Origin of the sequence: Agrobacterium sp. CCNWLW155, assembly GCF_036888815.1 — a bacterium.
In the GTDB taxonomy this organism is placed as follows: Bacteria; Pseudomonadota; Alphaproteobacteria; order Rhizobiales; family Rhizobiaceae; genus Agrobacterium; species Agrobacterium radiobacter.
This window is the reverse complement of sequence record NZ_JBAKFW010000007.1, coordinates 78,717-104,113: the sequence shown is the minus strand read 5'-3', so window position 1 is coordinate 104,113 and position 25,397 is coordinate 78,717. Positions and strand designations below refer to the sequence as shown.

Sequence of the window (25,397 nt, the reverse complement as noted above, 5' to 3'; positions counted from 1 at the left end):
CCTGCCGGAAAAAACGATGCCACAACCAGCCACCCGCCTTCTTGCAAAAATCGGACTTGCCTATGTCAACGATCAGGAACCGGGTATTTCCCGCGAAAAACGCGGGCGCGGTTTCTGTTACCGCCTGCCGGGCGGCGAGCTTCTCTCCGACAGCGTCGAACTGAAACGCATCAAATCGCTCGGTGTGCCGCCCGCCTATAGGGACGTCTGGATCTGCATCGACCCATCAGGGCATTTGCAGGCAACCGGCTTTGATGCACGCGGGCGAAAACAGTATCGCTATCACCCCGACTGGCACGCGCTCAGGGGCGAAACGAAGTTCTTTCAGCTCAAAAGCTTCGGCAAGGCGCTGCCCGCCATCCGCCGCCGCGCCATCGCCGATATCGAAAAACAGGATCACGGGCAGGAGATGACGCTTGCCGCGCTCACGCTGCTGCTCGATGCCGCCTATCTGCGCGTCGGCAACCGCTCCTATCTCGAAACCAACGGCACCTATGGCGCAACGACATTGCTCAAGCGCCACGTTTCCTTCGGTGAAACCATCGAACTCCGCTTCGCCGCCAAGGGCGGGCAAAAGGTGAGACGGCAATTGCGCCACCCGCGCCTGCAAAAAATCCTCGAGGAGATCGCCGATCTGCCCGGCAAGGAACTCTTCGTCTGGCAGGATAGCGAAAACCGGGTGCATTCGGTCGATTCCAGCGATCTCAATGCCTACCTCTCGCGCATCGGCGGCACCGGCATTTCCGCCAAGACCTTCCGCACCTGGGGCGGAACGCTCGCGGCCTTCTGCAACGCGATGGAGCATGTGGCTTCAGGTGAAAAACCGAGCATAAAAGGCATGTGCCAGGCGGCGGCGGTCGAGCTTTCCAATACGCCCGCCATCTGCCGCAAGAGCTATGTGCATCCCACCGTTCTCGATATCGCCACGGAGGAGAAAGCGCGGAAGAAGCTTGGCCGCATCCTGAAGGTCGGGGCAAAACCCGTCTCCGGCCTCAGGGCGGATGAAAGACGGCTGCTGGCCTTCCTGCCCTGAGGGTCAGCGGTTTCCCGCCCATTCCGCCAGTTCGCGCTCGGCCCTTTCCAGCGCGCTGTAATTCAAAAGCTTGCGCAGGAAGGCGACAGTGACAGCGCGGGTTCGAAGATTATACCGCCCTTCCGCGTCGTCATCGCCAGCCGCCTGATGCACGTTAAGCTTCTCGTAGAGGCTTTGCAGGCGGTTCTGCACGCTGCGCAGCGACAGGTTGCGGCGGCGCGCAATCGCCTTGTCGGTGAGGCCGAGCGCGACATCGACAAGGATTTCATATTCGGAATCGGTAAAGCCATGCGCCTTGCCGAGGCTCTTTTCCTGAAGGCCGCGCACTTCCCGGTCGATCACGCATTGCGCCTCGATAAAGATGCTGCGCAAGGCCAGCCGCAGACGGTCATCGGATGCCGATTTCAGCACGTAACCGTAAGCGGCGCCCTCCGGCACGATGCGGGAGACACCACGCACATAGGCCTCGTCGGAATAGTTGGACCAGAACAGGATGCGGGTGTCCGGCCGCTCCTTCCAGATGGTGCGCGCCGCCTCTATGCCGTTGCGCTCGTTCATCTGCAAATCCATGACGATGTGGGCGGCGCGATTTTCCCGCGCGAGCTTTTCGCCGGTTCTGCCGTTGGCCGCCTCCAGCACATTGTCGCATTCCGGCAGGGCGGCTCTCACCGCCTCGTTCAGATAGGCGCGGTGCAGCGCATCGTCCTCGACGATCAGCACGTCCATGTCATAACTCCTCCCGCCGGTCGAAAGCATCCGCCGGCAAGGTCACTGTGATGCGGGTTCCCGCCCCCTTGCCATTGCCGCCAATATCGAACCTGGCTGAAATCAGCCGCGCCCGCGTCTTCATGTTGCCGATGCCGAGGCCGCCGGAGGCCCCGCCTTCGCCGCCGCCGCTGCCGTCATCACTCACCGTCACCCGCAAGCCGCCATCGATGGCGACAAGCGTTACGGCAATGGTTTCCGGCTGGGCATGGCGAATGGCATTGTTCACTGCCTCCTGTACGATGCGGAACAGCGATATCGCCACCGTCTTGTCGAGCCTTTCCACCAGCCCTTCCGTCTCATCGCTCACCGACCAGTCGATTGCCGACCCGCTGTCGCGCACGGAGCGGTCTACATAGGTCTCGATGGCCTCGACAACGCCGAACAATTGCAGGATGGAGGGTTTCGCCTCCTCGATGATCTCGCGCAGATCCTGCATGCAATGCTGCAGGCTGCGCACCACCGGCTCCAGCATTTCGCCCGAAACGTCGGGGGTATGGCTCATGCGTTCGATGCGCCGTGCAAGCCGGGTCAGGTCCGCCAGCGTCTGGTCGTGCAAATCCATGCCGATACGCTGCCGCTCGGCCTCCAGAGCCTCGGTCAATTGCAGCGCGCCAAGGCGCAGGCCCTCCTCGCGGGCATTGGCGCGCGCCTCCTCGATGGCAGAGCGTTTGGCCTGTTCGGCAGCGCGGATGGCGTAGAAATAGGGCGCCAGCAGATCCGCAACCGCGCGGGCGTTCGTCACATCCTCCACCGTATAGGCGCTCGACTGGTGCGACGAGCAACTGAGCGCGCCAATGATGTCGCCATGCACCTTCATCGGCACATGCAGACGGCTATGCAGATTAAGTTCGATGATCGGGCTGGAAAACGCCCCTTCGAAGTGGAAGCGAGGATCGGAGCAGGCGTCACCGCTTAACAGGTGCTCGACCTCGCCTGACAGCAGCGAACGGATCGGGCTGCCGGTGAGAAGGGCGGGCGGCTGCCGGCTCCAGGCGCTGACGAGACCGCTCTCATAGGCGATATGATATTTGTCATCCAGCTGCTTGATGCAGACATCCATATGGTCATGCGGGATGATATGGCTGATCTCCGTGGCGACCGCCTGGATGATGGCATTAAATTCCAGCTGCCCGGCAAGCAGCCGCGAAATGCCCATATAATGGTGAAAAAGAGCGCTTTTCGGCGTATCCAGCATGTGCGGACGCCCTCCCAAGCGTCTGCCTTCGACCTCTGCGGCGAAGTTTGAACCCATTGGGTGCCGCATCATTCATTCTGCGCCCGGCAGTGGCGTTTCGTCCTGCGGGTTCCCGCAAGCTTTCTGCGGAAACCCGCAGGAAGATTGCCGCGATCCGCCTATACAAGCCAAATCTTCTTGGTCATTCTCGCTTCTACTGGGGAAAGGAGCTCCAGTGCAAAGGAATTCCGCCTGCCGCCGAGGAGATTTGCGGCGCGCAAGGATTCCGGGCTCGAAAAGGGCAAGCCACGAGGGAGGAAATCAAATGGCTTTCAGGAAGATGCTTTTGGCATCGGCCGCTGTCGCATGCGCAGCTCTGCCGATCACCGCTCATGCCGACACGTCGGCCAAAAAAATCGCGCTTTCAAACAATTACGCTGGCAATTCCTGGCGTCAGGCGATGCTGACCAGCTGGGACAAGATCACCAAACAGGCGGTTGCCGACAAGCAGGTTGCCGCCGCAGACGCCTTCACGACCGCCGAAAACCAGGCAACCGAACAGGCGGCGCAGATTCAGAACCTCATTCTTCAGGGTTATGACGCGATCGTCATCAATGCCGCCTCACCCACCGCCCTCAACGGCGCGGTGAAGGAAGCCTGTGACGCCGGCATCACCGTCGTGTCCTTCGACGGCATCGTCACCGAGCCCTGCGCCTGGCGCATCGCTGTTGATTTCAAGGCGATGGGCGCAAGCCAGATCGACTATCTCGCCAAGGCCATGCCGAAGGGCGGCAACCTGCTCGAAATCCGCGGTCTGGCCGGCGTTTCGGTCGATGACGAAATCCATGCCGGCATCGTCGACGCCGTCGCTAAAAACCCACAGTTCAAGATCGTCGGTTCGGTCAACGGCGACTGGGCGCAGGATGTTGCCCAGCGCGCCGTTGCCGGCATTCTGCCGAGCCTTCCCGAAGTTGCGGCTGTCGTGACGCAGGGCGGTGACGGTTACGGTGCGGCACAGGCTTTCGCCGCCGCCAAGCGCCCGACACCCACCATCGTCATGGGCAACCGTGAAGACGAACTGCAATGGTGGAAACAGCAGAAGGATGCGGGCGGCTACGAGACCATGTCGGTCTCCATCGCTCCCGGCGTCTCGACACTCGCTTTCTGGGTGGCGCAGCAAATCCTCGACGGCAAGGACGTGAAGAAGGACCTGACCGTTCCGTTCCTGCGCATCGACCAGGGCAATCTTGAGGAAAACCTCAAGAACACCCAGAAGGGCGGCGTGGCGAATGTGGAATATTCGCAGGAAGACGCCCAGAAGGCCATCGCATCGGCCAAGTAGGCCTCATCGGGTCACAGTATGAGTTGCGGCGCTCCTCAAGCGAGCGCCGCAACATCAATCGATAATATCCGATTTCAGATTACTGGCGTAATTGCTCATGAATGACATCATCGAGACGGAAGAAGTCGTCGCCGCGCGCGGCGTGAAGGTCGTGTTCGGCGCGGTCAAGGCGCTGGATGGCGCCGATCTCGTCATCCGCGCGGGGGAATGCCTTGGGCTCGTAGGCCATAATGGCGCCGGAAAATCCACCATCGTCAACGTCATCAATGGCGGGTTGACACCGCATGAGGGTTCCATCTCCTACCGCGGCGAGCAAGGCCGTCACGGCATCGCGGCCGCCCGCGCCAGCGGCGTTCGCTGCGTGTTTCAGGAATTGTCGCTCTGCCCCAACCTGACGATCAGCGAAAACGTCCGCATCATGCATGCCGCGATGAGCGGGCGGAACTGGCGTGGACGCGCGCTCACCATGATCCGGCATACGCTGGACGAGATTTTTCCCGGCCACGGCATCGATTGCGAACTGACGATCGCCGAACTTTCCATCGCCGAGCGGCAGATGGTGGAAATAGCCATCAATTTCTGCCGAACCCCGGATGCTCCGAGACTTGTCATCCTCGATGAGCCAACCTCCTCGCTCGATGCCGGTCTCGCCGAGCAATTGATGGATTACGTCCGCCGTTTCGTGCGCACGGGCGGCTCCGTTCTGTTGATCTCGCATATTCTCGGCGAGATTCTTTCGACAGCCACCCGCATCGTGGTGATGAAGGACGGCCGCGTGGTCGCTGACCGGGCGGCGGCCGAGTTCACGACACGCACGCTGGTGGAAGCCATGGGCAGCGTCGTCAAGGAACAGGACAGGCAAAAGGGCGAAAACCGCAAAGCGGGCGAGAAGGTCCTTGCCATGCCGGCGCGCCGGGGCGAAGGCCTCGCCTTCGAGGCTTTCCGCGGCGAGATCATCGGCCTCGCCGGTCTCGGAGGCCACGGCCAGACGGAAGCGCTTCTCGATCTCTACCTTGCCCGCAACAGCAGTTGGCTGCCCGCGCGCAAGACGGATATTGCCTTCGTGGCGGGGGACCGCAGCCTGAACGGGACCTTTCCGCTGTGGAGCATCCTGAAGAACCTTTCCATCACCTCGCTGAGGGACATTTCATCCGCAGGCATGGTGGACCGGAACAAAGAGAGCGAACTCGGCGCGCAATGGAAAAAGCGCATCGAAATCCGCACGCCCGACATGGGCAACAAAATTCTTTCGCTCTCCGGCGGCAACCAGCAGAAGGTGCTATTCGCCCGCGCACTCGCCACCACGGCCAGTACCGTGCTGATGGACGACCCGATGCGCGGCGTCGATATCGGCACCAAACAGGAAGTCTACGATATCTTGAGAACCGAAGCCTCCCACGGCCGCACCTTCATCTGGTACTCCACCGAAATGGACGAAATCCGCCTTTGCGACCGGGTTTATGTTTTCCGCGACGGCGCCATTCAGGCCGAACTGGTGGGCAAGGACATCACCGAGCAGAATGTGCTGGCCGCATCCTTTTCCGGAGAGGACCACGCATGAAACTCTCCGCCAGTGCCCTTCGCCTCATCATTCCCGCCGCCTCGCTCGCCTTCCTGCTCGCCGCCGTATTCTACATGCAGCCGCGCGCCATGAGCTATAACGGTCTCAACCTGCTGTTCAATCTGGCAGTGCCGATCGCGCTTGCCACCATTGCGCAGATGCTGATCATGTCCGTCAACGATCTCGATCTGTCGATGGGCACCTTCGTCAGCTTCTGCGCCTGCGTCACCGCCACCTTCCTGCAAACCACTCCATTGCTTGGGATCGCGATCTTTGCCGGTGCGATTGCGGTTTATGCGTTGCTTGGCGCCATCATCCATATCCGCGCCCTGCCCTCCATCGTTGTCACGCTTGGCATGAGTTTCGTCTGGGGCGGCCTTGCCGTTCTCATTTTGCCCTCGCCCGGCGGCCAGGCCCCCGCCTTCATCCGCGCACTGATGACGGCAAAACCGCCGCTCGTGCCGATTGCCATTGTCGCCAGCATCGTGATTGCGGTCGTCGCCCATTACATCGTCATGCGCTCCTCCTTCGGCGTTCTGATGCGCGGCGTCGGTGGCAACTTCCGTTCCGTCGAGCGCTCCGGCTGGTCCGTCATCGGCATACGTGCCGCCACCTTTGCGCTGGCCGGTTTCTTCGCAGTGCTGTCCGGCATCGCACTTGTCGGGCTGACGACATCGGCTGACGCCAATATCGCGCTTCGTTACACGCTGCTGTCGATTGCCGGCGTTATTCTGGGTGGCGGCGAATTCGTCGGCGGTCGGGTTTCACCCATCGGTGCCGTCATCGGCGCGCTGACGCTGACGCTCGCCGGCTCCTTCCTGTCCTTCATGCGCATTTCGCCGGACTGGCAGATCGGCGCGCAGGGCGCGATCCTCATCATCGTGCTCGCCTTGCGCCTCCTGCTCAACCGTCTCGAAAAGCGGGAGAAAAACCAATGAACGGGCTTTCGTCCTTCTCGAAAAAACCATGGATCTGGTCCTTTGCCGCAACGGCTGCGGTGTGGATCGTGACCGTCATGTTCACCGGCGGCGCCAGCTCCTTCGGGCTGTCGCACGCAGCACTCACTTTCGCGGCCTTTTCCGTGATCGTCGGTATCGGCCAGATGTTCGTCATCACGCTCGGGCCGGGTAATATCGACCTCTGCGTTCCCGCAACGATGACGCTATCAGGCACGCTGGCGCTGAAATTCATGGATGTGTCCGATGGTCTCATCCTGCCGGGATTGCTGATCGCCATCCTGATCGGCATCGCCATCGGCATCGGCAATTACACGCTGATCAAGCTCCTGCGCATCCCGCCGATCATTGCGACGCTGTCCATGAGCTTCATCGTGCAGTCCATCGCCATCTGGTCCAACCGCGGCCTGCGCATCAAGCCGCCGGAAACACTGGCCACTTTCGCCACATCAAGTTCTTTCGGCATTCCGAACGTGGCGCTTGTCGCACTGTTGCTGTCGGTCATTGCCTGGCTGCTGCTCGACCGCACCTTTTACGGGCGCTGGATTTCCGCCATCGGCCAGAGCACGTTCGCCGCGCGCATGACCGGTATTCCCGTGGATGGAACCCGCTTCGTCACCTATGTGCTCTGCGCGGTGCTGGCGGCGATTGCCGGTTATCTGCTCGCCAGCTTCTCCGGCGGTGCGGCGCTCAACATGGGATCGGAATATCTGCTGATGTCCATTGCCGTCGTCGTGATCGGCGGCACGGCGGTTGCGGGCGGCGATTCCAACGTTCCCGGCATCTGGGGCGCTTCGCTCTTCATGTTCCTGGTGGTATCGATGCTGAATACCTATGGTTTCGGCGCGGGTATCCGCCTTATCCTCACCGGCCTCATCATCATCTCCGTCATCCTTCTGGCAAGCGGCCCCAAGGCCACGCGCTGAACCCCGAACGACAAGCCCTCAAGCGGACGACGCTCATGACCACAGACAAGACCTCCCCTTACGAAATCCACGATGACCGCTTCCGCCATCTGATCGTCGGCAATGCGGAACTGGAAGAGCTTTATTCCGGCTGCCGCTGGGCCGAAGGACCGGTGTGGGTTGCCGATCTGAACTGCCTGCTGTTCAGCGATATTCCCAATGAGCGTATGTTGCGCTGGGTGCCGGATGGCGGGATCTCGGTGTTCCGCCAGCCCTCCAACTTCGCCAACGGCAATACCCGCGACCGGCAGGGACGGCTGGTTTCCTGCGAACATGGCGGCCGGCGCGTCACCCGCACCGAGGTTGACGGTTCGATCACGGTTCTTGCCGACAGCTACGGCGGCAAGCGGCTGAACTCACCCAACGACGTAGTGGTGAAATCCGATGGCAGCGTCTGGTTCACCGACCCCACCTACGGCATTCTGTCCGATTACGAGGGATACAAGGCCGAGCCTGAGCAGAAGACGCGCAACGTCTACCGGCTCGATCCTGCAACCGGAGAGATCACGATCGCCATCGACGACTTCGTGCAGCCGAACGGCCTTGCTTTTTCGCCTGATGAAACGAAGCTCTATGTTGCCGACAGCTCCTACAGCCATGATGTATCCCGCCCGCGCCATATCCGCGTCTTCGACGTGGTGGACGGCGTGAAGCTCGCCAATGGCCGGGAATTCTGCAATCTCGACAATGGCCTGCCGGACGGCTTCCGTCTGGATACGGCGGGTAACCTGTGGACCAGTGCCGGTGACGGCGTCCACTGCTTTTCACCTGACGGTACGCTGCTTGGCAAGATCAAGGTGCCGCAGACCGTCGCGAACCTCACCTTCGGCGGCCCGAAAAAGAACCGCCTCTTCATCACCGCAACGAAATCGCTCTATTCGGTCTATGTCGCCGCAACCGGCGCGCAAACGCCTTGAGGTGGTGAAAAACCGGAGGACACGGGCCGGGAGGGAACTGGCAAGACGGCTTCACCGCGCTATAAAAGCGGAATGAACGATGATTCCAGCCCCTTCCTGACCGACGATATGGCCCTGGATGGTGAAACGCCGGCCGTTGAGCCCACCAGCCGCATGCAGTCCTGGGCGCGCAATTCCGCTCTCTACCGGCTGGAACAGCGCATGATGACGGAAAAGCAGCTGCGCGACGCCATCACGCGCAAGGCGCGGGAAAAATTCGAGGATATCAGCACCGCACAGGTGAAGGCGCTCGGCGAATTTGCCGTCACTTTTGCTTATGGCATCAAGGCACTCGACGACACCGCCTATGCGGAAATTGCCGTGCGGAGCGGCCAGCGCAGCGGCAAGTCGAAACGCGGACTCGCGCAGAAACTTCAGATCAAGGGTATCGCCCGGGAAACGGCAGCAGTCGCGCTTGAGGAAACCAATGATCTGGTCGCCGCCATCATCTTTGCACGCAAGCGCGCCTTCGGACCTTTCCGTCGTGTCGAACTCGATGAAAAACGCAAATCGAAGGAGTTTTCCGCCTTCGCCCGCAACGGTTTCGGCTTCGAGATTGGCTCAAAGGTCATGGCGATGACGGCGGAGGAGGCCGAGGAGATTATCGCCGAAGCACCGCTCTGACACCTATTGCGGCATTGGATGGGTTTTCAGATAGGCGATCAGATCGGCTATATCGGTTTCGCTCCAGAGGCCGAAAAAGCGCATGGCATTTCCCGGGATAGCCTTCTTCGGGCTGGAAAGGAATTTTTGCAGCTCCTCCTCCGACCATACCCGGTCAGCCGCACCGGCATCCTTCAGCGCCTGCGAATAATGGCCGTAATCAGCCACGGAAGCCATCGGCCTGCCCACCACGCCCATCAGATGCGGCCCCATGCGGGTGCGCGGCGTGTCAACGCTGTGGCAGGTGGAGCAGCGGCTGAAGACCTTCTCGCCATGGGCCGCATCGCCCTCGGCAAAGGCGCTCGACGCAAGCAGGAGGAAAAACGCGGTCGCCGCAGCAGCTTGTTGGGACATGAAAATCATGGTCCGGATAATACAACGCCCTCTCCGTCTGACAACGAAGAGGGCGTTTTTTGACATGCGACAGAATGCCCGGTCAAAACACCGGGCATTTCGCCGATCAGTTCATGGCCGTCAGCGTCACGGACGTACCGGTGGCAGCGAGGTTGAGGCCAACCTGGCCGGTCACGCTGACCGTCTGCAGCTGGATGGAGCCGGAAGTGCCGCCAACGAGAACGTTGGTGCCGACGCCGAGACCGACGGTGACTTCAGCCGTAGCGCCCTGATAAAGGCCGCCCAGCGAACCGCGGTGGTAACCGGCGGTCGGGGCGAAAACCGCCCAGACCAGACGGCCCTGCGTGGTGAAACCGAGGTCAACGCCCATCTTGCGGATGGCGCCGGAGTAATGGTCGGTGCGACGGGCGCCCATGGTGGACTGGAAAGTGCAATCCAGTTCCTTGGCCGAGCCGAGAACGTAACCGACGCCACCGCCGATATCGCAGGTGAGGTAACCGATCTTGACGCCGTTGCGATCGTCCTGCTCCTGCGGAGCCGGCTCATATCTTGCAAGGTCGGCAGCGAGGGCGGATGCGGTTCCGCCAAGGCCCATCGTCAATGCGGCAAAAGTTACGGCAACAGCCTTTTTCATCTGATTTTCTCCTGTTTTATTCCTACCCGCAGCAGCCCTTCTTGCCCTCTCCGGATATTGAATTCCGCACTGTTAACGTTTGTTCCCTGAAATCGATCCAAAACAACTTAATTGGAGGCGATGAAAGCGGAACGGTTAACAGTGTCTGATGGCGGTAGGATGCCATTAAGACATTGTTAGGGCGGGAAATGCGTGCGGAATCGCCATCAACAGCCAGCGTTGCCGGCCGTTGTTTTGCTGCAACAACTCAAAGCGGCAGAGCGACGGGAAAGCCGGTGGCGGCATGGGTCATGACATCCATGCGAACGCCATAGATGCGCTGCAACGTCTCCGGCGTCATGATCTCCTGCGGCGTCCCCCGTGCGATAAGCTGGCCGGAATGAAGCGCAACGATCTCATCGCAGAAGCGTGCTGCCATGTTGACGTCATGCAGCACCACGATGACGCCAAGACCCTTTTCGCGCGACAGTCTCTGAACCAGCGAAAGCACTTCGATCTGGTGCGCCATGTCGAGTGCGGAGATAGGCTCGTCTAGAAGCAGGCTTTCGGCGTTCTGGGCCACCAGCATGGCAAGCCACACGCGCTGGCGCTCGCCGCCGGAAAGCGTATCCACCAGCCGGTCGCGGAAAGCGACGGTATCGGTAAGCTCGATCGCCTCGTCCACCTTCTCCCGATCCGCCTTGCTAAATTGCCCGAGCGCCCCGTGCCAGGGATAACGGCCGAGCGCCACCAGTTCCTTGGCCAGCATGCCGGAAGCAGCCGGCGTATATTGCGGCAGATAGGCGAGCTTTCGCGCAAATTCGCGATTGCCCCAGGCGCCGAGCGATTTTCCCTCGAACGAGACCTTGCCCGCCGTCGGTTCCTGAATGCGTGCGAGAATCTTGAGCAGCGTCGATTTTCCCGAACCGTTATGACCGATCAGACCGATGGTCTTGCCGGTCACAAAACTTGCCGTCAGCGGGTGCAGCAATGTCCTGCCCGGCACCTCCATCGTGACGCCATCAAGAGAAAAAAGCGGGATATCGTCGTAATCGACGGCAAGTGCTGCCTCACCCATGGTTCTCATCTCCGTAAATGTTCAAATAAATCATTGGCGCCTGCCTGAAAGCCAGATCAGATAGGGCGCGCCGGCCAGAGCCGCAAAAAGCCCGAGCGGCAGTTCATAGGGAAAGGTCACCGTTCGCGCCCCGAGATCGGAAAGCGCCATCAGCACCGCGCCGAACAGGAAAGAAGCCAACAGATGATCGCGCGGCGTGGTGAAGCCGGCGCGAAGCGCAATATGCGGCGCCATCAGCCCGACGAAACTCAAGGGACCGACGAGCAGCGAGGCGGCCCCCGTGGCGATACCCGCCACCGCGATGACGGCGATACGCGCCAGGCCGAGCGGCAGCCCGAGCGAGAGCGGCACATCCCGGCCAAGCGGCAGGATCGTCAACCAGCGCGTCACCGACAGGGCAGTCGCCAGAAGCACGATGGAAAGAATGGCGAGAAAGATTGCCGAAGCCGGTGTCGCGGTCGAACCAGAGCCGCTGAGCCAGGCGAGAATCTGCCATGCCCGCTGGTCACCAATCGCAAGCAGCGCCGAAAGCACCGCCGAGCAGAGCGAACTGATAGCAATGCCGGCGAGCAGGATTTTTTCTGGCGCCAGATGCCGGCGCACGGCAAAGAATAGCACAAGGATCATGACAGCCGCCGAGCCGATGCCGGCGCCGCAAAACAGCTCGAACAGACCGGCCGCCGGGAAAATCGTGATGGCGGCGGCAAAACCGAGACCCGCGCCGCCGCTGACGCCGATGACCTCCGGGCTTGCCATCGGATTGCCGGTGAGCCGCTGCAAAAGAGCACCCGCCATGGCGAGAAGACCGCCGGCGGCGATGGCCGCCATCAGCCGGGGCCAGCGGAAGGGCAGAAGGCTTTGCAGGTCACCCGCCCCCAGCATCGTCCAGCCCTGAGGCCCCCTGCCGATGGCGAGTGCTGCAAAGATCAGCGCGGCCATGACGATGAGCATCGGCAGCAGGGCCGTAAACCCGCGCCTTGTCGCGAGATCGACGCCTTCGCCGCGATGCACGTCGGTCGGCCGGATTTTCGGCAGCAGCCACAGAAGCAGCGGGCCGCCGATCAGGGCCGTCACCGCTCCGGTCGGGAAAACTTCCGCCGTCTTGTTTGCCAGAAGTTGCACGATACCGTCGCAGAACCAGAGCAGCAGGCCGCCCAGAAGCGGGGAAACGAAGAGCACCGAAGAGGAGCGCCGCACGCCAAGCGCCCGGGTGAGCGCAGGGGCGGCAAGGCCGATGAAGCTGACGAGGCCAACCGCCGAAGCGACGAAGGCGGCCAGCATGACGGCGACGGCGGCGACAGCGAGCCTGATCGAAAACAGCGATACGCCGAGCGATCGCGCGCCGGAATCGCCGAGACCGAGAACCGTCAGCGGCCTAACCAGCAGGCCCGTCAGGACAAGCCCCACGAGAAGCTGAAAGGTGAGAGACAGGGCGTTCGACCAATCCTGCTGACTGAGCGAGCCGCCATTCCAGACCACGAGCGACATCAGATATTCGCCCTGCGCGAGCGTCAGCGCCGCGGAAACGGATGCGGCGGTGATGCCGACCAGGAGCCCTGCCACCACCATGGTTACCGGTTCGAAGGAGCGTCGCCAGCCAAGCAGGAAGACAATACCGGCGGCAGCGGCAGCGCCGGCAAGCGCCACCAAAGCGCGGTTGCCATCCAGCACCGAGGGAAAGAACAGCGTGGCGATGACGATGGCCAGTTGCGCGCCAGCCGAGATGCCGAGCGTCGAGGGATCAGCGATCGGGTTGCGCAGCAATTGCTGAAAAAGCGCGCCCGAGAGACCCAGCATCGCGCCCGCCAGAATGGCGACCGCCACACGCGGCATCAGGCTGAAAGCGAGGATGACCTGATCCATCGACATGGCGGCGGCATCAAAAGGCAGGCCGGGCCATGCACCGAAAGGCAGCCGCAGCAGCCCGGCATGCAGGGAAAGACCGCAGGCCAGAATGAACAAAAGCCCGAAGAAAAGCGGGAGAGGCCGCACCATCACAGGGCTTCTCCCCGTGCCGAGAGCGCCTCGGTCAGAAGCCTCGCGAAACGCATGCCGGCGGTGATGCCGCCATAGGGGCCGACATTGGCAAGCGTCACCACCCGATTTTCGCGCACGGCAGGCAGCGCGCGCCAGATGGCGCTGTTGCGCAGAGTTTCCCGCGCCTCCACCGGAATATCGGAGACGATGACGATGCGCGCATCGGATGAGGCGGCGAGGTTTTCAAGCGGCACCGGGGCCGCGAAGGTGAATTGCGACCGATCCACCCAGGCATTGGTCAGCCCCAGACGGCCAAGAACATCCCCGAACATGCTATCCGCACCAAAGGCACGAAAATGCCGGGCGTCGCCTATGTTGATGACATAGGTCGGCCGTGCGGAAAAACCGGCAAGACGGGTCCGCATGGCTTGCAGTGCCGCTTCCGTTTCACCCAGAACCTTGCGCGCCTCTTCGGCCCGCCCGAGCTTTTCACCAAGCGCGGTGACCGCCGCCAGCGCCTTTTCGAAAGGCGGCTCACCCTTCACGTAAAAGGGCAGCGAAAAGACGGGGGCGATCGCTTCCAGCCTGCCGGTATAACGTGTGTAGAAAGGCGAAATCAGAATGAGCTCTGGCCGGGTGAGCTGCAGAAGCTCGAAATTCGGAGCGCCGCGCAGGCCGAGATCGGCGACGGTTTCAGGGATATCAGGCTCGACCGCGCCGGCCCGGAACTGGATGAGTTCCGTCGCCGCCACCGGCATGACGCCGAGCGCCACAGATGTTTCCAGCATGGCCCAGTCGATGGCGGCGATGCGCGGCGTCACTGCTGCCCGCGCCTTGCCCGCAAGAGCCGAGGCGGCGAGCAGGCTTAAAAATTCCCGCCGCCCCCAGAGGGGGGAAATCCATCGATCCTTACGCGTCATGCCCCTGCTGCTTCACTTTGATATGGCGTTACCAACGGTAGGTCAGCTTGCCCATAACGGTCCTGCCGTCACCGTAATAGCATCCGAAAGTGGAGCAACTAGAAATATATTCTTTATCAGTCAAGTTTTGCACCAGAAGCGAAGCGCGGTAGCCGTTCTTCTCGTAATGCACGCCGAGATCGAGCAGGGCGAGGCCCTTCATCTCGAAGGCATTGGCGGCATCGCCATAACGTTTTCCGACATAACGGACACCGCCGCCGATACCGAAGCCCTCAAGCGCCGTATCTTCCGGGAAGGTATAATCCAGCCAGAGGCTGGCGGCATGCCGGGGCGTACTATCCAGTTCCTTGCCATTATTCACACGGCCGGAGACCTCGCTGTCCATGTAGGTATAGGCCGCGCGCAGGTCGAGCCCGTCTGCAAGGCTTGCGACGCCTTCCAGTTCGAGGCCCCTCACATGCGCCTCGTCCATCTGCTGCGTCACCCCGCCCACCGTCGTCGTGACGTTCTTCTGTTTCAGATCGTAGATCGCCGCGGAAAAGAAACCGTCAAAGCCCTCTGGCTGATATTTGATGCCCGCTTCCCATTGTTCGCCCGTGGTCGGTTTCGGCGCATCACCGACAGCCGGCTGCGGCACCGGCTCGAAGGAGGTCGCGTAGCTGACATACGGCGCGATGCCGCCATCGAAGAGATAGCTGACCCCGACACGGCCCGTCAGCTTATGGTCGTCCTTGTCGAGAGTGCGGTAGGTCGTTCCGTTGAACGTCGTGCCGCCGGTGCTTGCCCAATCCTGCCGCAGACCGGCGGTGACCCGCCAGTTCTCAAAGGCCATCTCGTCCTGCGCATAAAGACCGATCTGGGAAATATCCGTCTTCACATCGGCATAAAGCGTGCGCGAGGTGAGACTAATTGGCCCGCCATAAACAGGATTGACGGGATTGAGCGGCGTTGCGGCCCAGAATTCGGTTTTGACGTTATTGTCGAAATAGCGGTAATCCAGCCCGACAAGCAGGGTGTGGTCGACTGGTCCCGTGGAGAACTCCGCCTGCAGGCTGTTGTCGATGTTGAAGGTGTTCAGCAATTCATCCTGGAACGTCGCATTGCGGCGGATGAGATTGCCGATCATGCCGCCGCTGGTCGAAGACATGCCGAGCGCCCGGTAGGACCAGTCGAAATTGGAATAACGCGCATTCTGCCGGAAGGTGAAGGTCTCGTCGAAACGGTGCTCGAACTCATAGCCGATATTGGTGAACTTGCGGCTTGAGGTATCGAAAGAGGGATCGCCGACATAAAAGCTGCGGTCCAGCATATTGCCTGGTCTCAGATAGGTCAGCGCCGGCGGCAGGCCAGACGGCGAACTCGGATTGTCGTGCTGATAGGAGGCGAGAACCGTCAGTTTCGTATCCTCGTCGGGCTGCCATGTCAGCGCCGGGGCGATGAAATAACGATCGTTCTGCAGATTGTCCGTCTGAAGATGGGCGTTGCGGGCAAGGCCGGTCAGGCGATAGGCAAAACTGTCGCTATCCGCGACCGGCCCACCAATATCGAACATCGATTGGTAATAATCGAAGCTGCCGATCTGCGCTCCGACTTCGCCGAAACGCTCGAAAGTCGGCCGCTTGCTGATGAGATTGATGAGGCCACCGGGATTACCCTGGCCGTAAAGCACCGAGGCCGGCCCGCGAATGACTTCCACCCGCTCCAGACCGTAGACCTCATAAGACGGCGCACCGGCCGTGCGCATCAGCCGCAGACTGTTGAGGAACTGCAGCTGGTTACCCTGAAAGCCGCGAATGCGCGGCGCATCGAAACGTGGATCCGCCCCGAACGGCTGTGCGACGACGCCAGGCACATAATTCAGCGCCTCGCTGAGATTGCGGACATTCTGCGCATCCATCTGATCCCTGGTGATGACGGAAACCGATTGCGGCGTCTCGATGAGGGATCGCCCCGTCTTGGTGGCGCTGGCGCTGGTTTTTGCCACATAGCCCTTCACCGGCGCCTTGGAGTCCTGATTTTTCGCGCCGTCCACGGTGATGGTCTGCAGCACCGTCGTTCCGGCTTCCTGCGCAAGGGCAACGCCGGAGGTCACGAACGCCACATAGGCGATGGCAGCGCAACCGCCCGCCAGAATGGAAATGTGTTTGGTTTTTCCCTGCACGCCAAGACCCTTCATCAACTGCGCCGCCATGAGACGGTTATTTTTCTGGAGAATTTAAGTCATCTTATTACGCAAGGAGCGGATTGTGATCCAATAAGTGAAACTGGATTTTTTCAGAATTACTGATTATGAAAATTCTTACGGATAATAGCTTGGAATTATTCAAATCCGTCAGGAAAGGCAGTGATGATGGGCAGGAAACCGGCAAACCGGGCGGACGCGTTCGAGCTGCGGCACCTGCGCTATTTCACCACGCTGGTGGATGAGCGCAATTTCGAGCGCGCCGCCGCCCGCCTCGGCATTGCCCAGCCGGGTTTGAGCCAACAGATCATGGCGCTCGAGCAGATCGTCGGCATGCCGTTGCTTGACCGGACAAGGCGATCGGTGAAGCTCACCACGCCCGGCCAGCTTCTTTATGAGGACGCCCGCAAAATTCTCGCCAATGCCGAGGCGACACTTGCGGCGCTCAAACGCGTCGATCGCGGCGAGACGGGCCGCATCTCCATCGGTTATGTCGCTTCGGCCGCCTATTCCGGCCTGATGATCCAGTCCATCGCCAGTTTCCGCGCCTCCCATCCCGATGTGGAACTGCAGCTCATCGAGATGGAAATGCGGCTGCAGCTCGCCAAGATCGCCGACGGCAATCTGGATTTCGCCTTCATCCGCCCGCCTGCGCCCGTTCCGGAAGGTGTCACAACCCATGTGGTTCTGCGCGAACCGCTGGTGGCCGCACTTCCTGAAAACCATCCGCTGGCCTTTGCGCTGCAGGTCGATCTCAAGAACCTTGCCGACGAGACCTTCATCACGCCGAGGCAGCCGCCGGATGTCGGCTTTCATTACAATACGATAGAAGCCTGCAATGAGGCCGGGTTCCAGCCGACGATAAGCCCGGAAGGCCGGGATTACACCACCATTACCAGCATGGTGGCGATCGGCCTCGGTGTGGCGCTGGTGCCGCGCTCGCTCGATTGTCTGCGGTTGCCCGGCGTGCGCTACGTGCCGCTTGCAGCAAGCGCCACGACTTCCGACCTCGCCATCGCCCACCGGAAAACGGAAGCCTCTCCCGCCGTCAGGGCCTTCATTCTCCATACCCGCAATTGACGCGACCGCACCCGCCCATGCGCTGAATATCCACGACCCGGCTGCCGATCCCGTGGACGAAAAACCCGTCATCGTCCGTTTCCGCGGCATCGGTGGCAACAGGCCAAGCGACGCAACCACATGAGATTACGGAAAGAATGGCGCTCTTTTCGGCAAACCGGAAGCAAGGCCTAAATCCCGTCCAGATATTTTCTGTTCCCGCTTTTCCCCGCGGCCGCGGCGCACCGCATAATCGCGGCAGATTTCGATTTACGGGAGACAGCAATGGCTGAGACTTACGAACACCACGCCGCAGGCCTCGAATCCCCGGCATCCCATGCTTTCGAGGTTGTTCCTGATGATACGAACCCGCTTCCTTCCCCCACGCGGGCCATCTATGTGGGCAATGGTGGTCATCTCTGCCTGACCCTGCTTTCCGGCGCGACGGTGACCTTCCAGAACCTGCCCGCAGGCAGCCTGCTGCCGGTCAGGGCCACCCGCATATTTGCAACCCGCACCACCGCCACAGGCATTCTGGGGCTCAATTGAGCGCTCCATCGCCGGCTGATCTCCTCGATCTGAAACGCAGCCCTCGCCAGAAGCCCACCAAGGAGTGTGACACTTTCATGACAAGCTTTCAGGTTGATGTCAGCAAAATGAAGCATCCGCCATTGATCGGCCCATGCGGCAGCTTGGACAGCGGCGTTCCCGCCCCTTTTTCGTTGCCGCCGGCCTATCGGAAATCTGGTGGATCTGGCAGTGGCTCTTTTTACCGCGAAAGCGACGGGAACAATAACGTATCGTCCGGAGATCGGCAGCGTGCCGCTCAGCCTGCTGACGGCGGCCTATCTGCTGTTTTTCACGAACCGGACATTCTGGTCGAAGGTTCACACCTATCTTTCCGCCTATCCGGTTGCCATCGTCGCGCTTTACGTTGCCATGGCCGCCCTTCTCGGCGCGCTCATCATCATTTTTTCCGCCAAATATGTCATCAAGCCGTTTGTGATCTTCCTGATCTTCGCCGCGGCGGCCGCTTCCTGGTTCATGGATCGTTACGGCATCGTCATCGACAGCGACATGATCCGCAACGCCATGGAGACGACACAGGCGGAGGCAGGCAATCTCATCACGCCCGGCTTTCTCTGGCATATGGCGATTTACGGACTGGTGCCGTCCCTCGTCATTGTCGCCGTCCGCATCAGACACCGGCCGATCCTCGACAAGCTTTTGTGGAACACGATCAGCATCCTGATCTGTCTCACCATCGCCGGCATCATCAGCTTCGCCAATTCCAAGACGTTCACCACCGCCGTTCGCCAGCACAAGGATATCGTCAAAAGCGTCAATCCATTGTCGCCGATCCTGTCGGCCATCCATTACTTCACACTGGCCGGCAAGGAAGTCGATATTCAGGTCACGCCGGTCGGCAGGGATGCGAAGGTTCTCCCGGCATTAGGCGGGGTCCACAAACCCCGCATCACCGTTATCGTTGCGGGTGAGACGGCGCGCGCCGCAAACTTTTCCCTGAACGGTTATGGACGTGACACCAATCCCGACCTCGCAAAACGCGGCGTGATCTATTTTCCGAACACCACCAGTTGCGGAACCGCGACGGCAATTTCCATTCCCTGCATGTTCTCGAAATTCCCGCGTTCGCAATATAGCCACAACAAGGCGCTCGCCAATGAAAACGTCATGGATGTTCTCGTCCATGCCGGCATTGGCGCCACATGGCTGGACAACAATACCGGCAGCAAGAATGTCGCCGACCGCATTGCCTATTTCGATCTGCCCTCCACCAATGACAGCCGCTTTTGCACTGGCGGAGAATGCCGCGACGATATCTTTTTCGACAAGCTCGACGCCTGGCTCAATAACGTCACCAAGGACAGCGTCATCGTGCTGCACCAGATGGGCAGCCATGGGCCGACCTATTATCTGCGCTACACCGACGAGTTCCGCAAATTCACCCCGGATTGCCGCACGGCCGAGCTTGGCAACTGCTCCGATGCGGAGATTGTCAACTCCTACGACAACACGCTTCTTTATACCGACCACTTCCTTTCGACCGTGATCGACAAGCTGAAGGCCCGTTCCGACAGGCTGGCGACGGGCATGATCTATGCGTCCGACCACGGCGAATCGCTTGGCGAAAACGGCGTCTACCTGCATGGTGCGCCCTATCTGCTTGCGCCCGACCAGCAGACCCATGTGCCGTTTCTCGTCTGGTTCGATGACGATTTCGCCAGATCCATGGGGCTGGATAAAGCCTGCCTGGCAAAAAGCGCGGCAGAGGGCGGGCGCTCGCACGACAATTATTTCCACAGCATCCTTGGAATGATGAACGTCTCCACTTCGGTCTACGATCCCTCGCTCGATGTATTCGGCGGCTGCACCCAGCGCCAGAACAGCTGAAACACCGTGCTTGACGCTTATCCGGAGAAAGAGATACGCAGGACGAAGCGATAGAGGGAGCTGTCTTGCGGGTTCTGCTTGTTGAAGACGATCATGTGCTGGGGGAAGCGCTGCGAGACCACGTCGCCGCGGCGGGTCACGCTGTTGACTGGTTCAAGACGCTGGGCGACGCCATGGCGGCGACGCTGACCATGGGTTATGGCCTGATCCTGCTCGACATGCGCTTGCCGGATGGCGAAGGCATCACCCTTTTGCAAACCCTGCGCAGGCGCGACGACGCTACACCTGTCATCATTCTGACTGCCCATGATCAGGTCTCCGACCGGATTGCCGGGCTGAATGCCGGGGCGGACGACTATCTGGTCAAGCCCTTCGATCTCAACGAGCTTTCAGCGCGCATGCTGGCGGTCTCGCGCCGTTACGAAGGGCGCTCGGCCCCCGTCATCCGCCTGCCCGGCATCGAGATCAACCAGGTGGCGCGCAATATCACCGTTGACGGAACGGCGCAGACGCTGAGCGCCCGGGAATGGGCCGTGCTCGAAAAACTCGTCGAACATCCCGGCGCGGTCGTCTCGAAAGCGCAATTGCACGACACGCTTTACGAATTCGGCGCGGAAATAGAAAGCAACACGGTCGAGGTCTATATCAGCCGGCTGCGCAAGAAAATCGGCCATGACCGCGTCGAGACCGTGCGCGGCGTCGGCTACACCATCAGGTAAGAACGGCAGGCAGGCAGATATGGCCAGACCGACCAGCATGACCCGCAAACTCGTCACAGCGCTGACGAGCGTTGTCGCCATATCCTGGCTTCTCGCCTGCGGATTGGGCGTCATGGTGATGCAGGACGAATTCGCCGAGATTTTCGACGCCGGTGTTGAGGAAACCGCCGAAAGGCTGCTGCCCCTGCTGGTGGACGACCTCAGGGAAAACAATACCGCGCCTGCCGCGCAAAAGCTCAACCAGACGTCGGAACGGGCGGAGTATCTGACCTATCAGGTTCGCGACCGGGAAGGACAGGTGGTGCTGCATTCGCATGACAGTTCGACGGAGCCTTTCGAGGTCTCGCTCGAACCCGGTTTTTCCGAAACCGCGACCCAGCGCATCTTTACGGTTGCGACACCGGACGGCAATTATTTCCTGCAGGTCGCCGATGCCTTCGCCAATCGCCGCGAGGCGATCGAAGAGGCGGGCACCGCGCTGCTGCTTCCCGTTCTCATCCTCATTCCCGCCAGCATTTTCGCCGTCATCGTCGTGGTGCGCAGGACATTGCGACCGATACAGACCCTGCGCGACGACATCGGCAAGAAGGATGGAGGCAATCTCGCACCGCTGCCAACACAGCCCTTTCCGGCCGAACTTCATCCCATCGCCCGTTCGGTCAATCTGCTGCTCGGGCGGTTGCGATCGGCAATCGAGGCGGAACGGGAATTCACCGCCAACAGCGCCCATGAATTGCGCACGCCGATTGCCGGCGCCTTGGCGCAGGCGCAGCGGCTCCATGCCGATATTCCGCCGGAACTCGCGCCGCGCGTGGAAAATATCGAGAAATCCCTGCAGCATCTCGGCCATCTCGCCGAAAAACTGCTTCAGATGTCACGGGCGGAAGCAAGGATCGGGGTTACCGACAAGGCGAACGATCTCATTCCCGTTCTCGAACTCGTCATCGACGATATGATGAGAACGGCAATCGGCTCATCCCGCATCCGTTTCACCAATCGCTGCGAGAGCGGCCTGTCCTGCAGGATAGGCGCGGATGCCTTCGGTATCATCATCCGCAACCTCCTCGAAAACGCGCTGATCCACAGCCCGCCGGAAAGCCCCGTGCAGGTTGTCGCCGAAACAGACGGCACGATCCGCGTCGTGAATTCCGGCCTGGCGATCGACGGGGCGCTCCTGCCCAAGCTGACGACGCGGTTTACCCGCGGCCAGACCGCGGCTGACGGCACCGGGCTTGGCCTTGCCATCGTCAAAAGCCTGGTGGAGCAGACCGGCGGAGAACTGGTGCTTTCCTCTCCGGCGCCGGGCCGGCAGGACGGTTTTGAGGCCCGCATCGTTCTTCCGGTCGAAGCCGCCTGAATGCGCTGAAAACAAAAACCCCGCCGGGAAGGCGGAGCTTTTATCGGTTCGGATAGAGCGGAGGGGCTCAATCCTCGTGGATATGGCTGTGATCGCGCGTATCGCGCATCTTCACATAAACCACCAGCGACAACGCGATCATGATCGTCACATACCAGAAGAACCAGTTTTCGTGGCCGATCTGCTTGAACTTCAGGGCCACGAATTCCGCCGTTCCGCCGAATATGGTGTTTGCCAGCGCATAGGGCAGAGCCACGCCAAGCGCGCGGATATGGGCGGGGAACATTTCCGCCTTCACCACCGCATTGATGGAAGTGTAGCCGGTAACGATCAACAGACCGACCAGCACGAGGGCGAAAGCCATGATCGGATCGGTCGTCGTCGAAAGCGTGCTGAAGATTGCGTAGGTGAACAGCGTGCCAAGAATGCCGAAGCCCACCATCAGCGGCTTGCGGCCGATCTTGTCCGAAAGCGCGCCGGCAATCGGTTGGCACAGCATGAAGACGAAGAGTGCCGCCGTGGTGATTTCGGTGGCGCTTTCCTTGCTGAAACCTGACGTGTTGACGAGGAATTTCTGCAGATAGGTCGTGTAGGCATAAAAGGCGAGCGTGCCGCCTGAGGTCAGCGCCATCACCATCAGCGCTTCCCTCGGATAGTGCTTGAACAGCGCCCATCCGCTGGATTTCGGCTTGTCGGCCTCACCCGCCTTGGCGTTTTCGAAGGACTGCGTCTCGGCAAGGCCGCGACGGATATAGAATACCGCGATCGCCAGAATGCCGCCGATGAAGAAGGGAATGCGCCAGCCCCAGGAGCCAAGCTGCTCCGGCGTCAGAACCCGCTGCAGCACCAGAAGCACCGCCAGCGCCAGAAGCTGACCGGAAATCAGCGTCACATACTGGAAGCTGGAGAAGAAACCGCGGCGGTTTTTTCCGGCCATTTCGCTGAGATAGGTTGCGCTGGCGCCATATTCGCCACCGACGCTGATACCCTGCAGAAGACGGGCGAAAACCAGAATGGCCGGTGCGGCAATGCCGATCGTCTCATGGCCGGGCGTGATTGCGATCAGCAGCGAGCCGAGACACATCAGCGTGACGGACAGTGTCAGGCCGGCCTTGCGGCCCTTGCGGTCGGCATAGGTGCCCATGAACCAGGCCCCGATGGGCCGCATCAGAAATCCGACAGCGAAAACGGCGGCCGTACTCAGGAGTTCGGCGGTCTGGTTTCCGGAAGGGAAAAACACCGGCGCGAAATAAAGGGTGAAGGCCGAATAGACGTACCAGTCGTACCATTCGACGAGGTTGCCCGCCGATCCGCCGATAATGGATTTCAAACGGGTTTTCTGGTCCGGTGCCGTGGCAGGACCATTTGCCATAATATTCACGGGTAAACTCCAATTCATCTTCGTCTGGAGATGGAAGGGCGAACGGAAGGTGTGATAATTTGTCGCTCTCGATGGGGGTATATACCCGTCATATTGCAGTGCGCAAGTTTATACCGCATCGCAATATTGCCGAGGAAACAGTCAGGGCTTCCAAGACCCTCGTGGCTCCCGACCTTTAACCACCAGTCTTCTCGTCGGGATTTTGGGTAGACACCGAGAAAGTAAAAAGCGCCGCGACTGTGATCCGCCTTGTAAGCCGCCCGCGCTCAAACTAAAAAATATCAATGATTTACGATATATCGGACATCCAGATCGAAAAGCTCCTCATTGCCGCCGCCCGTGCCGGCGAGGCGCTGGCGCGGCTGGACGAGCGGATCGACCGGTCACCGATGAAACACGGCTTCATCGAAAGGCAGGATTTCACCGACGCCATTTCCTCCATGTGGGTGGATGGCGAACTCGTCCATATGGAAGATCTGGTGCTGCATGACGCGCATATGGATGTGCGCGCGCCGACCCATGAAATGACGGCGGCACACCGGATTCTCCGTTCAAGACGGCTGATCTTTTCCAATGCCGCCGGCTGGGCCTTTACCGCACCGGGTCTTTCGAGGCTCCGCGGCAGGGCCGCGCTTGCCGAAGAGGCAGCGCCCCCCGGACAAACGCTCGATCACTCCCTTGATGAAGAAGCCGACGTGGAGGGGGAAACATCGCTGGATGGCGCTTTTTCCGAGCTGGACGCGCTTCTGGCACGCAGCGCCGCAACGCTCGATGCGATTACCACCGGCAACGCGCTTCCGACGATGCACCGGGAGGAAAGCCATGCGATCATCAACGAACCCGACTGGGACGAGGATGAAAGACTGAAAGAATGGTGGGAGGTGCATGCACGCACAGAGGAATTACCCGCAATTCTTCGCACCGCCATCCTGCTCGACGCCTGGAACATGATCGAGGTGCTGCAACGCAGCCCCTGGCTCGGCCGGCTTCTGGCCTCCGCTTTTCTGCGCGACGGCGCCGTCACGCCCGATCATCTGCCGGCGCTGAGCGCCGGTCTTCGCGCGATCCCACGCGAGCGCCGGCACGCGAGACACCAGACGCAGCGCCTTATCGCCCTTCTCGACAGCTTCTACGAAGCGGCACAGGCCGGCATGAAGGAACATGACCGGCTGACTCACGCGCGCGAGCGCATGATGCGCAAGCTGGCCGGCCGGCGTTCCTCCTCGCGTTTGCCTGAACTCGTGGAGCTTGTCGTCTCCCGGCCGGTGGTCTCGGCGGCGATGATCGTCAAGGAACTCGGCACCACGCCGCAGGGCGCGATCGGCCTCGCCAACCAGCTGGAATTGCGGGAAGTGACGGGTCGTGGCCGGTTTCGCGCCTGGGGCATGCTGTAGCGAAAGCCGCCCTAACCCCGCGGAAACCCGGAAAAACGGCATTTTTTCGGCCTTTTCCCGGCAAGACGCGCCGCAAGAATGCAGCGATCACGAATCTTAACAAAATTTAACTATTGCGTAGGTGGATGAAGCCGCTATGTTCCTCGCTGCGTTGCAACACCGATTTCTTCTCCGGCAACGCGGTCGCATTCGGCCCGGCAACTTTTCTTTGCCGCCCGCATTTAAGTGTCCACCATCAGGGAGATGCAAATGACAATTTCAGTCTCACAACCCGATTCCGATCACGAAACCGATGCTCCTTTCGCCAAAAAAGTCCTCACCGCTCGCAATCTCGCCGGATATACGGTCGAACAGCTTGCCGTGACCTGCGGCCTGACCGCCAGCGAAATACGCGCCCTGGAAGACGGCACGGACAGCGATCCGCTGCGCATCAGGCGCGTTGCCGCCGCACTGCATATTCCCGTCGAAACCGTTATCTGATCCTTCTAGCGATCACCAAAAATCTCAGCGCCGCCGGGGGACAATGTTCC

Annotated in this window: 23 protein-coding genes; 14 read left to right on the top strand and 9 right to left on the bottom strand. The window is 60.6% G+C overall.

Annotation, left to right across the window (positions count from 1 at the left end; translation table 11 throughout):
- Positions 1 to 16: 16 nt before the first annotated feature.
- Positions 17 to 1,033, top strand: a complete 1,017-nt coding sequence (locus V6S97_RS20110) for a DNA topoisomerase IB (RefSeq protein ID WP_112356990.1) — start codon at positions 17 to 19, stop codon at positions 1,031 to 1,033.
- Positions 1,034 to 1,036: 3 nt separating this feature from the next.
- Here V6S97_RS20110 and V6S97_RS20105 read toward each other — a convergent pair whose 3' ends face one another.
- Both V6S97_RS20105 and V6S97_RS20100 read right to left on the bottom strand, forming a co-directional pair.
- The gene (locus tag V6S97_RS20105) at positions 1,037 to 1,759 is read right to left on the bottom strand and encodes a response regulator transcription factor (protein ID WP_020010058.1); all 723 of its coding nucleotides are present in this window, start codon (positions 1,757 to 1,759) and stop codon (positions 1,037 to 1,039) included.
- 1 nt (position 1,760) lies between these two features.
- Positions 1,761 to 2,996, bottom strand: coding sequence for a GAF domain-containing sensor histidine kinase (locus tag V6S97_RS20100; protein WP_112356999.1), 1,236 nt, complete (start codon positions 2,994 to 2,996; stop codon positions 1,761 to 1,763).
- 304 nt (positions 2,997 to 3,300) lie between these two features.
- On the opposite strand from V6S97_RS20100, the gene V6S97_RS20095 reads away from it, so the two are divergent.
- The 6 genes from V6S97_RS20095 (at position 3,301) to recX (ending at position 9,379) form a co-directional block, all read left to right on the top strand.
- Positions 3,301 to 4,317: an ABC transporter substrate-binding protein gene (locus tag V6S97_RS20095; RefSeq protein WP_107677772.1), complete on the top strand. Its 1,017-nt coding sequence runs from the start codon at positions 3,301 to 3,303 to the stop codon at positions 4,315 to 4,317.
- A 97-nt stretch (positions 4,318 to 4,414) separates the two neighbouring features.
- The gene (locus tag V6S97_RS20090; RefSeq protein WP_112356989.1) at positions 4,415 to 5,878 is read left to right on the top strand and encodes an ATP-binding cassette domain-containing protein; all 1,464 of its coding nucleotides are present in this window, start codon (positions 4,415 to 4,417) and stop codon (positions 5,876 to 5,878) included.
- Positions 5,875 to 6,816, top strand: coding sequence for an ABC transporter permease (locus tag V6S97_RS20085; protein WP_112356988.1), 942 nt, complete (start codon positions 5,875 to 5,877; stop codon positions 6,814 to 6,816). Before V6S97_RS20090 ends, V6S97_RS20085 begins: the two co-directional genes overlap by 4 nt.
- Positions 6,813 to 7,760, top strand: coding sequence for an ABC transporter permease (locus V6S97_RS20080; protein ID WP_003508471.1), 948 nt, complete (start codon positions 6,813 to 6,815; stop codon positions 7,758 to 7,760). The genes V6S97_RS20085 and V6S97_RS20080 overlap by 4 nt, the downstream gene beginning before the upstream one ends.
- A gap of 35 nt (positions 7,761 to 7,795) precedes the next feature.
- Positions 7,796 to 8,716, top strand: a complete 921-nt coding sequence (locus tag V6S97_RS20075) for an SMP-30/gluconolactonase/LRE family protein (RefSeq protein WP_112356987.1) — start codon at positions 7,796 to 7,798, stop codon at positions 8,714 to 8,716.
- Between the two features lie 72 nt (positions 8,717 to 8,788).
- Complete coding sequence (gene recX / locus V6S97_RS20070; RefSeq protein ID WP_112356986.1) at positions 8,789 to 9,379, top strand: recombination regulator RecX; 591 nt, start codon at positions 8,789 to 8,791, stop codon at positions 9,377 to 9,379.
- A 3-nt stretch (positions 9,380 to 9,382) separates the two neighbouring features.
- Here recX and V6S97_RS20065 read toward each other — a convergent pair whose 3' ends face one another.
- From V6S97_RS20065 to V6S97_RS20040, 6 genes are all read right to left on the bottom strand, one after another.
- Positions 9,383 to 9,781 (bottom strand): c-type cytochrome, encoded by a 399-nt coding sequence (locus V6S97_RS20065; RefSeq protein WP_003508465.1) that lies wholly within the window; start codon positions 9,779 to 9,781, stop codon positions 9,383 to 9,385.
- Positions 9,782 to 9,878: 97 nt separating this feature from the next.
- Positions 9,879 to 10,406 (bottom strand): DUF992 domain-containing protein, encoded by a 528-nt coding sequence (locus V6S97_RS20060; RefSeq protein WP_080864623.1) that lies wholly within the window; start codon positions 10,404 to 10,406, stop codon positions 9,879 to 9,881.
- Positions 10,407 to 10,653: 247 nt separating this feature from the next.
- Entirely contained in the window at positions 10,654 to 11,463 is an 810-nt protein-coding gene (locus V6S97_RS20055) for an ATP-binding cassette domain-containing protein (RefSeq protein ID WP_112356985.1), read from the bottom strand.
- Between the two features lie 30 nt (positions 11,464 to 11,493).
- Positions 11,494 to 13,461, bottom strand: a complete 1,968-nt coding sequence (gene fhuB, locus V6S97_RS20050) for a Fe(3+)-hydroxamate ABC transporter permease FhuB (RefSeq protein ID WP_112356984.1) — start codon at positions 13,459 to 13,461, stop codon at positions 11,494 to 11,496.
- Entirely contained in the window at positions 13,458 to 14,360 is a 903-nt protein-coding gene (locus V6S97_RS20045) for an iron-siderophore ABC transporter substrate-binding protein (RefSeq protein WP_020809213.1), read from the bottom strand. Before V6S97_RS20045 ends, fhuB begins: the two co-directional genes overlap by 4 nt.
- A gap of 28 nt (positions 14,361 to 14,388) precedes the next feature.
- Positions 14,389 to 16,551 (bottom strand): TonB-dependent siderophore receptor, encoded by a 2,163-nt coding sequence (locus tag V6S97_RS20040; RefSeq protein ID WP_162697147.1) that lies wholly within the window; start codon positions 16,549 to 16,551, stop codon positions 14,389 to 14,391.
- Between the two features lie 156 nt (positions 16,552 to 16,707).
- On the opposite strand from V6S97_RS20040, the gene V6S97_RS20035 reads away from it, so the two are divergent.
- The 5 genes from V6S97_RS20035 to V6S97_RS20015 all read left to right on the top strand — a co-directional run bounded on the left by V6S97_RS20035 (position 16,708) and on the right by V6S97_RS20015 (position 22,092).
- Positions 16,708 to 17,622: a LysR family transcriptional regulator gene (locus tag V6S97_RS20035; protein ID WP_004431656.1), complete on the top strand. Its 915-nt coding sequence runs from the start codon at positions 16,708 to 16,710 to the stop codon at positions 17,620 to 17,622.
- 264 nt (positions 17,623 to 17,886) lie between these two features.
- Complete coding sequence (locus tag V6S97_RS20030; RefSeq protein WP_003508451.1) at positions 17,887 to 18,150, top strand: spike base protein, RCAP_Rcc01079 family; 264 nt, start codon at positions 17,887 to 17,889, stop codon at positions 18,148 to 18,150.
- A gap of 198 nt (positions 18,151 to 18,348) precedes the next feature.
- Positions 18,349 to 20,016: a phosphoethanolamine transferase gene (locus tag V6S97_RS20025; protein ID WP_112356983.1), complete on the top strand. Its 1,668-nt coding sequence runs from the start codon at positions 18,349 to 18,351 to the stop codon at positions 20,014 to 20,016.
- A 65-nt stretch (positions 20,017 to 20,081) separates the two neighbouring features.
- Positions 20,082 to 20,735 (top strand): response regulator, encoded by a 654-nt coding sequence (locus V6S97_RS20020; protein WP_020809211.1) that lies wholly within the window; start codon positions 20,082 to 20,084, stop codon positions 20,733 to 20,735.
- A 19-nt stretch (positions 20,736 to 20,754) separates the two neighbouring features.
- Positions 20,755 to 22,092, top strand: a complete 1,338-nt coding sequence (locus V6S97_RS20015; protein ID WP_112356982.1) for a sensor histidine kinase — start codon at positions 20,755 to 20,757, stop codon at positions 22,090 to 22,092.
- Positions 22,093 to 22,159: 67 nt separating this feature from the next.
- Here the strand turns inward: V6S97_RS20015 and V6S97_RS20010 are convergent, their stop codons facing one another.
- Positions 22,160 to 23,464: an MFS transporter gene (locus V6S97_RS20010; protein WP_334427670.1), complete on the bottom strand. Its 1,305-nt coding sequence runs from the start codon at positions 23,462 to 23,464 to the stop codon at positions 22,160 to 22,162.
- A gap of 293 nt (positions 23,465 to 23,757) precedes the next feature.
- Here V6S97_RS20010 and V6S97_RS20005 point away from each other — a divergent pair, with 293 nt between their 5' ends.
- Both V6S97_RS20005 and V6S97_RS20000 read left to right on the top strand, forming a co-directional pair.
- Positions 23,758 to 24,867: an RHE_PE00001 family protein gene (locus tag V6S97_RS20005; protein WP_111782207.1), complete on the top strand. Its 1,110-nt coding sequence runs from the start codon at positions 23,758 to 23,760 to the stop codon at positions 24,865 to 24,867.
- Between the two features lie 249 nt (positions 24,868 to 25,116).
- Positions 25,117 to 25,347, top strand: coding sequence for a helix-turn-helix domain-containing protein (locus V6S97_RS20000; RefSeq protein WP_003508440.1), 231 nt, complete (start codon positions 25,117 to 25,119; stop codon positions 25,345 to 25,347).
- Positions 25,348 to 25,397: the final 50 nt, after the last annotated feature.

Coding starts and splice junctions, on each gene's coding strand:
- V6S97_RS20005 (WP_111782207.1), top strand. CDS start 23,758: ATGATTTACGATATATCGGACATCCAGATCGAAAAGCTCCTCATTGCC.
- V6S97_RS20095 (WP_107677772.1), top strand. CDS start 3,301: ATGGCTTTCAGGAAGATGCTTTTGGCATCGGCCGCTGTCGCATGCGCA.
- V6S97_RS20000 (WP_003508440.1), top strand. CDS start 25,117: ATGACAATTTCAGTCTCACAACCCGATTCCGATCACGAAACCGATGCT.
- V6S97_RS20055 (WP_112356985.1), bottom strand. CDS start 11,463: ATGGGTGAGGCAGCACTTGCCGTCGATTACGACGATATCCCGCTTTTT.
- V6S97_RS20015 (WP_112356982.1), top strand. CDS start 20,755: ATGGCCAGACCGACCAGCATGACCCGCAAACTCGTCACAGCGCTGACG.
- V6S97_RS20075 (WP_112356987.1), top strand. CDS start 7,796: ATGACCACAGACAAGACCTCCCCTTACGAAATCCACGATGACCGCTTC.
- V6S97_RS20065 (WP_003508465.1), bottom strand. CDS start 9,781: ATGATTTTCATGTCCCAACAAGCTGCTGCGGCGACCGCGTTTTTCCTC.
- V6S97_RS20110 (WP_112356990.1), top strand. CDS start 17: ATGCCACAACCAGCCACCCGCCTTCTTGCAAAAATCGGACTTGCCTAT.
- V6S97_RS20105 (WP_020010058.1), bottom strand. CDS start 1,759: ATGGACGTGCTGATCGTCGAGGACGATGCGCTGCACCGCGCCTATCTG.
- V6S97_RS20035 (WP_004431656.1), top strand. CDS start 16,708: ATGATGGGCAGGAAACCGGCAAACCGGGCGGACGCGTTCGAGCTGCGG.
- V6S97_RS20030 (WP_003508451.1), top strand. CDS start 17,887: ATGGCTGAGACTTACGAACACCACGCCGCAGGCCTCGAATCCCCGGCA.
- V6S97_RS20080 (WP_003508471.1), top strand. CDS start 6,813: ATGAACGGGCTTTCGTCCTTCTCGAAAAAACCATGGATCTGGTCCTTT.
- recX (WP_112356986.1), top strand. CDS start 8,789: ATGAACGATGATTCCAGCCCCTTCCTGACCGACGATATGGCCCTGGAT.
- V6S97_RS20090 (WP_112356989.1), top strand. CDS start 4,415: ATGAATGACATCATCGAGACGGAAGAAGTCGTCGCCGCGCGCGGCGTG.
- V6S97_RS20060 (WP_080864623.1), bottom strand. CDS start 10,406: ATGAAAAAGGCTGTTGCCGTAACTTTTGCCGCATTGACGATGGGCCTT.
- V6S97_RS20045 (WP_020809213.1), bottom strand. CDS start 14,360: ATGACGCGTAAGGATCGATGGATTTCCCCCCTCTGGGGGCGGCGGGAA.
- V6S97_RS20010 (WP_334427670.1), bottom strand. CDS start 23,464: ATGGCAAATGGTCCTGCCACGGCACCGGACCAGAAAACCCGTTTGAAA.
- V6S97_RS20040 (WP_162697147.1), bottom strand. CDS start 16,551: ATGGCGGCGCAGTTGATGAAGGGTCTTGGCGTGCAGGGAAAAACCAAA.
- V6S97_RS20100 (WP_112356999.1), bottom strand. CDS start 2,996: ATGCTGGATACGCCGAAAAGCGCTCTTTTTCACCATTATATGGGCATT.
- V6S97_RS20085 (WP_112356988.1), top strand. CDS start 5,875: ATGAAACTCTCCGCCAGTGCCCTTCGCCTCATCATTCCCGCCGCCTCG.